General features: G+C 44.7%; 12 protein-coding genes. 7 read left to right on the top strand and 5 right to left on the bottom strand.

Annotated elements, in window-relative coordinates:
- Positions 1-89: 89 nt before the first annotated feature.
- Complete coding sequence (locus L5L98_RS17320) at positions 90-842, bottom strand: outer membrane protein OmpK (RefSeq protein WP_219253753.1); 753 nt, start codon at positions 840-842, stop codon at positions 90-92.
- A gap of 475 nt (positions 843-1317) precedes the next feature.
- On the opposite strand from L5L98_RS17320, the gene L5L98_RS17315 reads away from it, so the two are divergent.
- From L5L98_RS17315 to L5L98_RS17305, 3 genes are read left to right on the top strand one after another with little or no spacing between them, the layout of a single operon-like run.
- The gene (locus L5L98_RS17315; protein WP_263142564.1) at positions 1318-1788 is read left to right on the top strand and encodes an NfeD family protein; all 471 of its coding nucleotides are present in this window, start codon (positions 1318-1320) and stop codon (positions 1786-1788) included.
- 12 nt (positions 1789-1800) lie between these two features.
- Entirely contained in the window at positions 1801-2736 is a 936-nt protein-coding gene (locus tag L5L98_RS17310; protein WP_105251260.1) for an SPFH domain-containing protein, read from the top strand.
- Positions 2736-3674 (top strand): SPFH domain-containing protein, encoded by a 939-nt coding sequence (locus L5L98_RS17305; RefSeq protein ID WP_168825701.1) that lies wholly within the window; start codon positions 2736-2738, stop codon positions 3672-3674. Before L5L98_RS17310 ends, L5L98_RS17305 begins: the two co-directional genes overlap by 1 nt.
- Before the next feature lie 190 nt (positions 3675-3864).
- On the opposite strand, the gene L5L98_RS17300 is transcribed toward L5L98_RS17305, so the two are convergent.
- The 4 genes from L5L98_RS17300 to priA form a co-directional block, all read right to left on the bottom strand.
- On the bottom strand, positions 3865-4089 hold the full coding sequence (locus tag L5L98_RS17300; protein WP_006083282.1) for a hypothetical protein: 225 nt from the start codon (positions 4087-4089) through the stop codon (positions 3865-3867).
- A 315-nt stretch (positions 4090-4404) separates the two neighbouring features.
- On the bottom strand, positions 4405-5121 hold the full coding sequence (locus L5L98_RS17295) for an SPOR domain-containing protein (RefSeq protein ID WP_168825699.1): 717 nt from the start codon (positions 5119-5121) through the stop codon (positions 4405-4407).
- Between the two features lie 3 nt (positions 5122-5124).
- Entirely contained in the window at positions 5125-6870 is a 1746-nt protein-coding gene (argS, locus tag L5L98_RS17290) for an arginine--tRNA ligase (protein ID WP_105251263.1), read from the bottom strand.
- 134 nt (positions 6871-7004) lie between these two features.
- Positions 7005-9200: a primosomal protein N' gene (gene priA / locus L5L98_RS17285; RefSeq protein WP_263142560.1), complete on the bottom strand. Its 2196-nt coding sequence runs from the start codon at positions 9198-9200 to the stop codon at positions 7005-7007.
- A gap of 102 nt (positions 9201-9302) precedes the next feature.
- Between priA and L5L98_RS17280 the strand changes: the two genes are divergently transcribed.
- The 4 genes from L5L98_RS17280 (at position 9303) to csrD (ending at position 14606) form a co-directional block, all read left to right on the top strand.
- A complete protein-coding gene (locus tag L5L98_RS17280; protein WP_263142558.1) occupies positions 9303-10316 on the top strand; it encodes a FimV/HubP family polar landmark protein in 1014 nt (337 codons plus the stop codon).
- Positions 10317-10497: 181 nt separating this feature from the next.
- Entirely contained in the window at positions 10498-10710 is a 213-nt protein-coding gene (gene rpmE, locus L5L98_RS17275) for a 50S ribosomal protein L31 (RefSeq protein WP_063883331.1), read from the top strand.
- 522 nt (positions 10711-11232) lie between these two features.
- Entirely contained in the window at positions 11233-12477 is a 1245-nt protein-coding gene (locus L5L98_RS17270) for a malic enzyme-like NAD(P)-binding protein (RefSeq protein WP_263142555.1), read from the top strand.
- A 185-nt stretch (positions 12478-12662) separates the two neighbouring features.
- Positions 12663-14606, top strand: a complete 1944-nt coding sequence (csrD, locus tag L5L98_RS17265; RefSeq protein WP_263142553.1) for an RNase E specificity factor CsrD — start codon at positions 12663-12665, stop codon at positions 14604-14606.
- The last annotated feature ends 190 nt before the right edge of the window (positions 14607-14796 follow it).

Here is a 14796-nt window from a genome sequence, read left to right as displayed (position 1 = left end):
TAAGCAACACTCCCCTGCAAAGTGAGTGCTCAGAATAGAAAGGTGCCAATGGCACCTTTTTTGTTGCTTTAAAACTATGCCGATACCGATTAGAAATGGTATTGAGCAATCACAGAGTAAGTGTCTTGATCGACGCCTTTCACACCGTATTTATTGGTCCACAGATCGTATTCGATACCCACCAATAATTTATTGGCTTGATGATCACCGAACAGGCTCTTACCGAGATCGTATTTTAGCTGTGGGTTGAAATGGAAGTTTTCCTCGTAGCCGTTATCGTCGGTGGCAAATACCCAGTCGATAAAGCCATCGAGTACTATGTTGGCAGATCCAACAGGGATATCGATACGAAATACAGGAGTGAACTGCCAGCCGTCACTATTGTTACCAGTGCTCATACCATCGCGGCGATAGGTGTTAAAGTTAAGATAAGTGAAGTATGGTACTGCTACGTCAACCCCTAAACCGTAAAGTAAGCTGTGGACTGGGCCTTCACCTTCTTCATAGGTTAACGCCAGAGACAAGTCTGTTACTGGGCCAAAGGCGATTTTCTCACCAAGAATTTTACTGGCACTGAAACGCGGTGAAATTTCACCATAGGTAGTGCTTTGCATGCCCGTGTCGTTACCTTTGAAATAGATAAAATCTTGGAAGGCAAACCAATCACCGTATTTCCAGCCGCCAGCCGTTTCTAGGGTGATAGTGGCTTGTTTATCTGATGGCGCTAAATCGTAGTCTTCGCCATAGAGGGCTGTTGCACTGAAATCCCACCACTGTACTAAGTCACCCGCAAATGCTTGAGGAGAAAGCATTAGTGCTAGGCATAGGCATGTTTTTTTCATTGTTATTTCCTGTTGTATAGGTCGAAGTTAATTCGTGTCTTACTCAATCCGCTCTCTGACCTATGGCATGGTTTGATGGGTAAGTTCAAACCTAGCGCGAGTGTACGTCAAAGGACTTGCTCAAAAGTGGGGGCAATATATGCAAAAATTTACATTTATTCAAAGTTTTTATCGAATGTTGTTGTCAAAATCACATAATCATTAGTGAGGAATTTTATTTTTAGATAATTGATTTTTAATGTTTTTTATTGTCATTGCGCCGCTTGTGGATTGGGGGCTTGCTATCTTTTTGAATTGATTATGCTTAATTTTAAAACAACCTGACGGCTTTCGTGGGCGGATATGGGAGAATGAGGATTAAGTCATAGGTGATTGAGTGTGCGTTTTGATAGGGTAAATTTTGACATATTATGTCGATTATCCGAAACTCTGCTGTTATAGTGCAGTAAAGGACACTCTCATTTCAGGGGGAAATATGGAGTTTTCAAATCCGATTTTAGTGTGGGCAGTGGTTGGTTTAGTGTTAATGCTCGCCGAAATAGTGGTTCCAGGTGGCATAATAGTGTTGCTGGGTGCGGCTTGTTTAGTCGTGGCAGGTGCGTTAGGCATAGGACTGGTCGAAGGTGTCGTGCAGAGCATGACTCTATGGTTTATCTCTGCCATTGTGTTGTTATTGGCTTTCAGACAAGTCACTCAGAGGCTCGTTGGTGGTGATTCCCATGTGGATAACACGGATGAAGCAATCGAACTATACAATCAAATTGTTCGCGTAAAGCAGACCATAGGTCCTGGGCAAACACCTGGGCGGGTGGAGTTTCAAGGTAGTGAATGGCCAGCGCTTGGCGATGGCAGCATTATTGAGGCGGGTACCGAAGTCAGAATTATTTGTCGTGAAAATATCGCTCTAGTCGTTGAGCCTATTTCAATAGAAGCTTCCAAAAACTAAAGGATGGAATCTATGTTTGTATTTACCTTAGTCATTTTATTTATCTTTTTTATTCTTTATAAGTTGATGTTAATTGTGCCGATGCGTGAAGTGCATGTCATTGAGCGTCTTGGCAAATTCCGCGCAGTATTAAGCCCTGGATTTCATTTTTTGATCCCTTTCTTCGACCGCGTCTCCTACCGTCACGATACCCGTGAGCAAGTATTAGATGTACCGCCACAGAGTTGTATCTCCAAAGATAACACTCAGCTTGAAGTGGACGGCTTGGTCTACCTAAAAGTGATGGATGGCAAATTGGCGAGTTATGGCATTGAAAACTACCGTAAAGCAGCGGTGAATTTAGCCCAGACCACTATGCGATCTGAAATCGGTAAGCTGAGTTTGAGTGAGACTTTCTCTGAACGTGATAGCTTAAATGAATCAATCGTGCGGGAAATAGATAAGGCTTCCGAGCCATGGGGAATCAAGGTATTGCGCTATGAAATTCGTAATATCACGCCTTCACGCCATGTGATCCACACTCTTGAGAAGCAGATGGAAGCTGAACGCCGTAAACGTGCCGAAATCACCTTAGCGAATGCCGAAAAAGCGGCGATGATCAATATGTCTGAAGGTGAGCGCCAAGAGGCCATTAACCTGTCAGAAGGTCAAAAACAGAAACGGATTAATGAAGCTAAAGGTACAGGTCAGGAGATCGCTATCATAGCCAAAGCCAAATCCGAAGGTATGGCAATGATCTCGCAAGCATTAGCCGTCAATGGCGGTACAGATGCGATGAATATGCTATTAAAAGAACAGTTTATTGCTCAAGTTGGCAAGATCCTCAATGATGCACAAGTCTCTGTTGTTCCCGCTGAAATGGCAAAACTTGAAGGTTTCTTCGAAGGTATGGAGCAAGTCACTCAGACTATGAGTGGCCAGAATAATCTTGGCAAAGGAGCGCGATAATGAATATTCCAGTAGATACAGATTTGATTGTGATGGCGATTTGGGGACTGATATTTGCCATTTTTGTGATTAAACTATTTCAATCGATCCGCCTAGTACCCACTAAATCGGCTTTTATTGTTGAGCGTTTAGGTAAGTATCACAGTACGTTAGATGCAGGGTTCCATACTTTGATCCCCTTTGTGGATAAAGTGGCTTTTATTCATGATTTGAAAGAAGAAACCATTGACGTACCACCGCAGGAATGTTTCTCGAGCGACGAAGTAAACGTTGAAGTGGATGGGGTGATTTATATCTCTGTGACTGACCCAGTGAAGGCCAGCTATGGTATTACTGATTATCGTTATGCAGCAATTCAGTTGGCGCAAACGACGACGCGCTCTGTCATAGGGACACTTGATCTTGATCGTACGTTTGAAGAGCGTGATGTGATTTCAGCTAAGGTAGTGCAAGTCTTAGATCAAGCGGGTGCCCTGTGGGGAATACGCGTGCATCGTTATGAAATTAAAAATATTACACCACCTGAAACCGTTAAAAATGCCATGGAAATGCAAGTAAATGCCGAGCGTGAGCGCCGTGCATTATTGGCTAAGAGTGAAGGCGACAAACAGAGTAAAATTAACCGTTCTGAAGGGGTTAAAGCTGAAACGGTAAACCGTTCTGAAGGTGAGATGCAGCGCCGGATTAACGAAGCCGAAGGTAAGGCTGAGGAAATTTTAACCATTTCCCGCGCAACGGCAGAATCGATTGAACGTCTCGCTTCTGTTATTGCCGCGCCGGGTGGTCACAATGCCCTGCGGATGCAACTCGGTGAGCAATACTTTAAACAGCTCGATGGCTTAAGCCAGAAGAATAGTCGAGTGGTGTTACCGGGTAATATGGTGGATTTCGATTATTGGATGAATAGCATAGGCTTAACGGAAGAAAAACCGAGCTAAGGCTCTGGTTAAAATCTGAAACTAGCTAGTTCATTAAGGTCAAATACCCAGGTGTTTGGCCTTATTTTTTGGCTCTAATTGGATGATATAACAGTTTGTGTTGCGAATTGCGGGGAGATCATACAGCTTCTGTTGAATGAACCGCCAGAAGCTGCAGTTGGCATAGATAAATTTTTCATTGAATGGAAGGCTAATAAGCTAGGCGTTCATGAATTTGGGAATGGGCGTGGGTTTCAATGAGCTTGGCAATTTGGTTTTGTTCTAATTGCTGAAGCGCAGAAATTTCGTCATAAATCTTGTCTTGAACATCCAGCGGCATGCGCACATGTTCCATAAACATCCTAATTCCCAGCATGTCGCCACTCTTGAACAGTTGGCTGAATTCGGTGGCCTCTATCTCGATTAATGCATTCATAATACTTCACCCTGAGGTTGGATTTGACACAGATACAGCGGTCTTGCTGTTAATTAAGAGATACGCCTAAGTTTGATCTAGGTCAATTAAACTGCATATTAATCTTTCTTAATAAAGGATTTTGTTGTTTACAAATAATGGGTTATAAATTTAGTAGATCAGCAAATTTGAAATGAGTTGTTGTTTAAAACTGACTTTTTATGGGCGGGCAGAGTCAATGAGTGAGTCATGTTATACGGACAAAAAAATAGCGACGAGCGATAAAACGCTGGCCGCTATTTATTCTTAATAGTCTATCAGGAGTAGGCTAAAGCCTTATTTAGGAATCGCTAGAATCTGGCAACCATTAATCCCCGCTTTTTGCAGTGTATGACGTTTACGCTCTGCATCACGTTTACGCTCGAAGGGGCCTAAAGCAACCTTGTACCATACGCCGGTTGTACCTTCGACTTGTCTCACTTGCGCCTCTAAACCTTGGAAAGCGATGACAGCTTTCATCTCGTTCGCCTGTGATTCTTGGCGGAAAGAAGCACACTGCAACTGATATTGCATCGGTGTTCTGCTCGCAACAATATCGGGAATATCGACCTCAACATGCTTATTTTCAAGCTCGTTGAGATAGGTCCATTCTTCCTTTGGTTGTGGTGGCAGAGCATTTGGATCTTTCTTTGGCGGAACAATAAGCTCAGCAGTTTCAGTTGTCTCTACTGGGATAACGACCGCTTGGCGTTCAGGTTCTTTGACCTTAGGAGTAAGCACTGCTGTCTCTTGAGGCTTAACTTGTACTTCCGTTTTCTTGGCTGGAGCGGGTATCGGCTTCACTTCTTGCTTAGCATTATCTTTAATGCTTGACAGGAAATAGACGAAACAACCCACAGCGAGTATGACAAAGCCTATCAAGGTCAGCGGCAGCTTCTTACGCGGCGCCGATTTAGATTGTGAAGGCTTTGCTCGAGTTGGGCGAGTCGCGCGGATTGGGCGCGGTTTAGCGCCCGACTGCGGCCTTCTATTGGCATAATCGCGATTACTCATGGCTTACATCCGCTCTAAGGTTTCAATACCGAGTAGATTTAGGCCTTTTTGTAACGTACGAGCCGTCAGTTGCGCGAGTAATAAACGGCTGTTCTTTTGCGCGTCATTATCGGCGGCAAGCACTGGACAAGCTTCGTAAAAGCTAGAGAAAGCACCCGCTAATTCATATAAATAAGCACACAGTACGTGCGGCTGACCTTTATCGACAACACGATTGAGGATCTCACCGAACTGTGCCAACTTATTACCCAGATCTTTCTCTTTTTCATGCTCAAGCACGATTTTCGCTTGGCTGAGATCCAGATCGGTTACTCGCTTGAATATGCCCGCAACACGGGTGTAAGCGTACAGCAGGTAAGGTGCGGTATTGCCTTCGAAGCTGAGCATTTGTTCAAAGCTGAAAATGTAATCGCTGGTGCGGTTTTTCGACAAGTCAGCATATTTAACGGCGCTGATCCCAACGACACGGGCAATTTCAGTCAGCGTGGCCTCATCCATATCAGGATTTTTGCTACGAACGAGTTCTAGCGCGCGCACATTGGCTTCTTCTAACAGGTCAACTAACTTAACGACACCGCCGCTACGGGTTTTGAATGGACGGCCATCTTCGCCGTTCATAGTGCCAAAACCTAAGTGTTCTAACGACATATCTTCACGGACAAACTTAGCCAGTTTCGCTAGGCTAAAGACTTGTTGGAAATGCAGTGCCTGACGTAGGTCAACAAAATACAGGACGCGATCGGCCTTTAACACGTTCGAGCGGTAGCGCATTGCCGCAAGATCTGAGGTGGCATACAAATAGCCGCCATCGGCTTTTTGGATGATAACAGGCAATGGCTCACCTTCTTTGTTGCGGAAGGCTTCTTGGAATACGACTTTAGCGCCGTTACTTTCGGTTAATAAACCTTGGGCATCTAAATCTTTAACCACTTGCTCGAGATCGGCGTTATAAGCACTTTCACCGTGTACATCGGCGCGGGTCAGGCTCACACCTAAACGGGCGTAGACTTCATGGCAGTGGCTTAACGAAATATCGTTAAATTCGCGCCACAGTTTGTTGCAATACTCGTCACCAGATTGCAGTTCGACCACTAACTGACGAGCGCGGGTTGCGAATTCTGCTGATTCGTCGAAACGCAGTTTAGCGGCACGATAAAAGTTTTCTAAATCAGACAGTTCAAGTTGAGCTTCTTCACCATTTTTGGCGCGCAGCTCTTCCATATAGGCCAGCAACATACCAAATTGTGTGCCCCAGTCGCCCACATGGTTTTGACGAATAACCTTGTGGCCTAAAAATTCTAACGCACGCACAACACTGTCACCAATGATGGTTGAACGTAAATGGCCTACATGCATTTCTTTGGCGAGGTTGGGTGAAGAGTAATCGACAACAACGGTTTGTGGTGTCGGTAACTTAATGCCTAAATGCTCATCGTTGACGGCATTTTGCAGTTGATCTGCTAAGGCGCTGTCGTTGATGAAAAAGTTGATAAAGCCAGGACCTGCGATCTCAACCTTAGCCACAAAAGCCGAAGCCGGTAAAGTATCTATGATCAGTTGGGCTAATTCGCGTGGATTCTTGCCTGCGACCTTGGTCAGCATCATGGCTAAGTTGGTTGCCAAGTCGCCATGACTCTTATCCTTGGTTCGATCTACCTGAATGCGTGCTTCAAAGTCAGCAGGCACAATACCTTGTTGTTTAAAGGATTCTAGAGTTTGTTCAAGTAATGATTGGATATGTGATTTCATGGGTTCTAATCGGCACTAACTTTAAGAGTGAATACAGGGAATAACCGCATATTTTAGCCGTTTGTGGTTAACAATTGCTATCTTCCCGATGATTTTTTATCAAATGGCGCTTAAATACTTATCAAATACTCGACTCAGAGGAGATCCTGCGGATCTCTGTCTAAGCTCCATCGGCAGCGTTTAGCTTCGATAAGTTGTTCTACAAGCGGATGAATACGTTCAAACTCTTGTTGCAAGCGATTGCGGTTTTTAGCTTGGAATAAGAGTTGGCGGCGGAACTTGCCGGCTTTTTTATCTAAGGGCGCTGGCATAGGACCAATCACCTCAAATTCTTTATCTTGGGGCAAAAGCGCGGCGAAGGCGTTGAGAAAGTTATCGGCATCACTGGCTAAATGTGCTTCGGCGCGCACCAACACCATGTGCCATGCTGGCGGCAGCAGTGCTTGTTGACGCTCTTTGAGCTGGCTGCGAGCAAACTCGCCATAACCGCGGTGCAGCAAATCCCGCAAAATGGGATTGTCGCTCTGGTGAGTTTGCAATAATACCGTGCCGGGTTTACTGGCGCGCCCTGCGCGCCCTGCAACTTGGGTATAGAGTTGCCCAAAGCGCTCAGGTGCGCGGAAGTCGGCACTAAATAAGGCGCCATCGACATCGAGTAACCCAACAAGCGTGACATCAGGGAAGTGGTGGCCCTTAGCCAGCATTTGCGTGCCGACGAGGATTTTATATTCTCCCTTATGAATCGCATTTAAGTGGGTTTCTAATGAGCCTTTTAGGCGGGTCGTATCACGGTCGATGCGCACCACGGGATGTTTCGGAAACTCCTGTTGCAGCGCTTCGGCGAGCTGTTCTGTGCCTATGCCTTGGCCCATCAACATAGTGCTGCCACATTTGTGGCACTGCTTAGGGATAGCGTATTGATTGCCACAATGGTGACAGCAAATTTCGCCAAGGGATTGATGTACAGTGAAAAACGCGTCGCAGCGGTCGCATTCGTGTAAGTGCCCACACTCGTGGCAAAGCAGGGCTGGTGCGAAGCCGCGGCGATTGAGAAACAACAAGACTTGGTTGCCTGCGTCTAAATGCAGGCGGATTTCGTTCAGTAGCGGCACTGACATACCGGCTTTCAGCGGCATATTTTTAATGTCGATAATGCCTTGGCGCACTTTTTTAGCCGCACCTGCGCGTTCACCCAATTGTAAATGATGGTAACGGCCGCTTAAGGCATTTTGTAGACTTTCGAGTGAGGGCGTCGCTGTGCCCAAAATCACCGGAATCGCTTCTAAATGGCCACGCATGACTGCCAAGTCGCGGGCATGATAACCAACACCTTCCTGTTGCTTGAAGCTACTGTCGTGTTCTTCATCGAGTATGATGATGCCGGGATACGCCATAGGTGTGAACAAGGCTGAGCGGGTGCCGATAATGATTGCAGCCTGACCACAGCGGGCTTGGCGCCATGCTTCGAGTCTCTGATTGTCGGTTAACCCTGAATGCAAAATGGCAACATTGACTTTGAAGCGGCGCTTAAAGCGATTGATTGTCTGGGGTGTTAAGCCGATTTCAGGCACTAAAATTAACGCTTGTTTGCCTTGCTTGAGGATTTCTTCGAGTACAGCAAGATAGACTTCCGTTTTACCCGAACCGGTAATGCCTTCTAATAAAGTACAGTGATATCCTTGTTGCAGATTTAAAGTGGCAACGGCGACGGCTTGTTCTTTATTGAGTTTATGTGGCGTTTCGTCCATTTCGAGTGTGGTGCGCCAGTCGAGGTTAAGCTCGGCAATTTTTTCATGGCGTGCCACCCAGCCTTTATCTTCTAGGGCTTTAAGCGCCACTTTACTGATGTCTAAGCTGATAACCTCTTCTTGGGTTAAGCTGGCGGTTTTGAGTAACTCGAGTAGTTTTTTCTGTGCGGGTGCGCGTTTAACCGCTTCGGGCGCAATATTTTGGCCTATTTCAGTTAATTGCCAGAATTGGATCTTTTGTGGCGCGGCATCGAGCCCTTTACGCAGGGCCACAGGTAAGGCTTGGGTTAGCATCTGCCCTTGGCTGCAAAAATAGTATCTCGCAGCCCAAAGAGTTAATTTATAAAGTGATTCAGGCAGTAAAGGTTTATCGTCGATAAACTCGAGCACAGACTTAATTTGCTTTGGGGCTAAGCTGCAAGACTCAGTGATACCTGTGACTAACCCGATCAATTGTTGACGACCGAAGGGAACTTTAACGCGCACACCTATTTGCGGTGTACTAGGATAGGATTCGGGTACGCGGTAGCTAAAGGTTTGCCGCATAGGCACAGGTAACGCAACTTCGACAAACAATGACATATGCAGGCAAGTCTTAGACAAGAATGTGGTTTAGTGTACTCAGCGCGGCTGGCTAGGGCTAGCCCTAATGATGGTTTACCAAGGATAGTTGAGAGTAAATAAATGGCTAATATAGTGAAATCATTAGGTCTACTTGCTTTGGTGTGCAGCGCACCTAGCATGGCACAAGTCTCCCATGTGAGCATTAATAGCCGGATGTTTGAATTAGGCGCTTACCCTAAACTCAGGGTGAATGTGATCGCAGACAATCAAGATATGTCGCGCTTAGAGTTTGTCGTGCAGCAAGCTAGCGGCGAAGAAAGGTTAATGGTTGAGGAGATTAATCGCTTTTTAGTTTTACTCACTGGCGTTGAAGATGTGAAGGATAGCAGCGCTAAACTCTTAGTGAGAGAGTATCGCCTTGACCGATGGTATGACGTCAAAAGTATCAATTTATTCGGTGCGGCTAAACCGGCCTCTGCCGCGTTAACGACAAAAGCGGTTTCGGACACTAAAAATACCACCACAGCGGGCGCCCCCAAAAGTGCGGATAAAGTGGGCATTAAGCCTGTAAAAGTGGTGGCAGAATCAAAGCCACTTGAAGAGGTAATGCCCGCAGTGACTGTTGCTACTGCTGCAAATTCCCAATCCAAAGTGCCAACGGTAGAAGTGGTGACTGGCTTTAGATTTCCTGAAGCAGCGGATAAACAAAATACGTCGGCTACTGAGATAAACGCCTTCGCTAAAACCTCTGAGACGATTGCTGTTGAAAAAGGGGCTGTTGAAAACGCTGCAACTGAAACTGTGGTTCCCGAAATAGTGAAAACGGCAAATAATGAGCAAAAACAGAATATTGCTGAAACGGCCTCACAGACGCCCGAACATTGCCATTTAACGTATCTTGCTGGCGAGACGTTGTGGCGTATCGCTAATCGATATGCCAAGGATTGGGATGTGAGTGTATATGGCGCTATGTTGGCGATTTATGAGGCAAATCCTGTGGCTTTCTCGAAGAATAGAATCAATGCACTCAAGAGCAATGCGGTGCTATCTTGTCCTTCGAAAATGATTTTGGATCAGCATTCTGATGCTAAAGAGGCGCGGGCGGTATTTGAGGCTAAAGAAGCGGAAAAATAAGCCGCTTAACTAAAGTCAAAATAGACACGGATTAACCGGCAAACGCTCAGATAATCTACTTGTATCCCTTGTAGGTATGCTGTACCATTCTGCGCCCTAAACATATTGTTATTAACATGCATGTGGTGTCCGACTACGGGTTGGAAGAGCGACATGGCCTTACACTTTTGAGGTAACCCCAATGAAACCAGGTATCCACCCAACATACGCTATCATCACTGCAAACTGTACTTGTGGTAACGTTATCAAAGTAAACTCTACTGCTGGTAAAGATCTGCATTTAGACGTATGTGGTGCTTGTCACCCATTCTACACTGGTACACAAAAAGTTGTTGATACCGGCGGTCGTATCGACAAATTCAACAAGCGCTTCGCAGTGCTTGCAAAGAAATAATTGCGATTGCAATGTTTCTAGAAAAGGCGCCTATGGCGCCTTTTTGCTTTGTGTTATTCGTCGATTTTCTTTATTCCGCTTATTCTACATATCTAGCTGGTACGACTTCACTCAATAAATCGTCAACTTATTCAGTATTGAGAGTTCAAGTGTATAATTCGACTTATTTATAGCAATTAACTATAAGATAAATATGCTAGTCGCCATATATTGTAATTTAACCAACATTTTTGAGATTAAGTCGCTACAACTAGCGCAGTAACTACAAAATATATGTTTGTTTCCTACAAAACATATTAAGAAATGCAGCTTTATTATAGGAGATAAGTTTATAAAACTAAGCTTAGAGGGTCTATTTGGCGGCTAAAGTGAAATTTATGAATCTCTTATTTATAAATTCCCCTTATTGGCGTATCTTACCCCGACCAGCCAGACTATTAACATCACCCTTTGGTGAGACTAGATGTGTGTTGGTAGGTCTTACTCTCATAAATTATAAATGTCGCATTTCAGGATTTTAAAATGTCAGATATTCGTCAACAAGCACTCGATTATCATGAATTTCCCATACCAGGCAAAACCGCAGTTTGCCTTACCAAACCCGCCGAAACGAGTCACGATCTCGCCCTAGCTTATAGCCCTGGTGTGGCTGAGCCAGTACGCGAAATCGCTGCAGATCCTGACAATGCGTATCGTTATACCAATAAAGGTAATACGGTTGCCGTGATTACCAATGGTACGGCTATCTTAGGTTTAGGGAATTTGGGCCCTTTGGCTTCTAAACCTGTAATGGAAGGTAAAGCATTATTGTTCAAGCATTTTGCGAATATCGATTCGACAGATATTGAGATTACGCATAATACGCCTGAGGAATTTATCAATACTGTTGCTGCGATTGCTGACACTTTTGGTGGTATCAATCTTGAAGATATTAAAGCGCCCGAATGCTTTGTTATCGAACGTGAATTGATTGCTCGTTGTAAAGTGCCTGTATTCCATGATGATCAACACGGCACCGCAATCGTGACTGCGGCGGGTATGATCAATGCGCTGGAAATTCAAGGCAAGTTGATAAGCGACGCGACTTTTGTGTGTATGGGCGCGGGTGCTGCTGCCATCGCTTGTATGACTATGCTGGTAAAATGCGGTGCGAATCGCGCCAATATTTACATGCTAGACACTAAAGGTGTTATTCATTCTGGCCGTACAGATCTTAATGAATATAAAGCACTATTTGCGAATGATACTGACAAACGCACGCTTCTTGATGTTATTAAAGGCGCAGACGTATTTTTAGGTCTATCAGGTCCTGACGTCATTGGTGCAGAAGAAGTCGCGCTGATGGCCGATAAGCCAGTGATTTTTGCGTGTTCTAACCCAGATCCTGAAATCAAACCTGCACTTGCTCATGCAACGCGTAGTGATTTGATCATGGGTACGGGTCGTAGCGACTATCCAAACCAAGTGAATAACGTATTGTGTTTCCCATTTATTTTCCGTGGTGCATTGGATGTGCGTGCGTCTTGCATTAATGATGAGATGAAAATTGCGGCAGTTCATGCAATTGCATCACTGGCAAAAGGGTCAGTGCCTGCGAGTGTATTGAAGGCTTACCCTAATGTGACGTCGCTGAGTTTTGGCCCAGAATACGTGCTGCCAAAACCTATGGATCCACGTTTATTGCCAAATGTTGCCCGTGCTGTTGCACAAGCGGCTATCGACTCTGGTGTGGCTGCGATCACCACTTTACCTAAATACGCCGACTAGGCTAAAAGTGGTAAAAACATTAAAAAGAGGCTAATTAGCCTCTTTTTTGTTTTTAAGTGGACATTAAAGTCACAGCGTCTTAGTTGCCTTTTAGGTTATGCTACTGAATAATCAACGGACAACTTTGTTGTACTCCTGTTAAAATCGCACAAATAATTATAATAATCCTGCAGGATAGCGGATAGATGAAATTCACCCGAATGTTAACTACAAAATTAACCAGCTTTTGGTTAATGTCATTAGCCGCTATCGCCTTCGTATTTTTGCTGAGCGCTATGATGAGTTTCGTGCAGCTGACCTATAAATTTCAACAGCAAAAAGTAGCTGAACTCGAAACTATGTTAGTGGATCAGTTCCAACACCAACCTGATTGGGAGCTAGAGGCTTGGCTACCGCCCATGCTGCTTGCTTACAATGCCGTTAATTTTCGGTTGACCTTGAAAGATGAAGTATTATTTGCCTATGAAGGCAACCTTTCTACGCAAAATGCGATGGTGTATGACCATGTGCTAGAGCCGACATCAGGCTTGCGTATGCAGTTAACCTTGACTCAGCCCTTTGAACATTACACTTTCAGTTGGTATGAAATTCTGATTTTGTTGGTCGGTATCTTAGCCGTGGCTGCCTTAGTGCGTTTTGGTTATTTATGGTTTTCACAGCAGCTCGATGGCATTGAAGAATTAGCCTTACGCAGTCGATTGATTCTGCAAGGTAAGCATGAACAAGCACTCGCTACCCCCGGAAATGGTAAACCAAGGCTGATTAACCGTGCTTTGACTAAGTTGTTAGAAGAGTTACAAGACGCTCAAAAGGAGCGGGGGCGTTTCGACAAATTCATCCGTTCTAATACCTTTCTCGATGCGGAAACTCGCATTGGTAACCGACTCTTTTTGAATAATCGTCTCGACGCCCTTAGTCATAATCAGGCTATGCTTGCCCACGGGGTAATCTATTTATTAGAAATGGATGATCTGGATTTATTGCAGCAATCCCAAGGTGAAGCCGTGACGAAAGAGCTATTAAACTCGACAGTTAATGCGATAAGTCAATTGCTGCAAACTCAAGCTAATAGTATTTTTGCCCGTCGCTCCCATAATCAATTTGCCATAGTCGTGCCGCAAATCTCCTTAATTGAAGCGGATCAATTTGCCAGCAAACTACTCAAGATATGTCTAAGCCAGCCTTTGCCTGATGTTGAGAATAGCGATAACTTTTTCCACCTCGGATGCGCTTATTTTACCGCAGGCGATAATGCGGCTCAGTTAATTGAAGAAGCCGATATGGCCTTAAGGGCGGCACAATTACAGGGTAATAGTAATTGGTTTATGTACGACAAAGGCGCGATTGATGAAGAGTTTGCCAAAGGCTCAGTGCGTTGGCGAAGCTTTTTAGAAAACGCGTTAGTGCAAAGGCGATTCTTCCCCTTTAGCCAGCCGATAATTGATTCAGATGGTAATGAACACCATAAAGAGATATTTACGCGGGCTCGGGATAATCAGGGGGCGTTAATCCGTGCCACACTCTTTATTCCTATGGCGAATAAATGTGGCTTAATGCCACAGGTCGAACGGCAAATTATTGAGAGGGTATTGTTATTATTGTCGAATGAATTAGCAGACGGCGTATCGAATGCTCAAACAATTAAGACATCAGCGCCGCAGATATACAGTATTAATCTGAGTTTGGATTCGCTAATGAGCCGAGCCTTCACTCAATGGCTAAAAACGACGCTATTAGAATATCGCCATCTAACCACGAGACTGATTTTCGAAGTGTCTGAAGATATCGTTATTCAACATCAAGAAAAGTTGCAGCCTAAATTAGATATGATCCGTAAAATGGGCGCGAGATTATGTGTCGACCATGTGGGTCAGCAGGTTGTCGGTACTTATTACATTCGCGAATGCCATTTTGATTTAATTAAGTTACACAGATCCATCGTGCGTCATATTCATTTACGACCAGAAAACCAATTATTTATTCGCAGTTTGATTGGTGGTTTATATCGAACGGAAGTACAAGTCTGCGCCGAAGGGGTAGAAGTCTTTGAAGAGTGGCAGACACTGCAAATCCTCGGTGTTGGCGCAGCGCAAGGAATGTATTTCAGTGAACCCATAGAGGCTAAGTAGGGGAAGTTCAGTGTTTGGGTGATTAATGTCGTCTTAGAGACAGATAGATCCTATTATTCACGTATTTATCTATAAAATACGAGCGTTTGCGGCTAAACTAGCCAGTGCCAAAAATATGACGTTTGCGGTTTTTATTCTGTATCGAGCAGGTCATAGGTCAAGGAGCACTGGAGAGTGGAGTGACAGGAAG

The organism is Shewanella sp. SM23 (genome assembly GCF_025654295.1).
Taxonomy (GTDB): domain Bacteria; phylum Pseudomonadota; class Gammaproteobacteria; order Enterobacterales; family Shewanellaceae; genus Shewanella; species Shewanella oncorhynchi.
The sequence above is the reverse complement of the archived record's forward strand: the minus strand, read 5'-3'. Positions and strand labels throughout refer to the sequence as shown.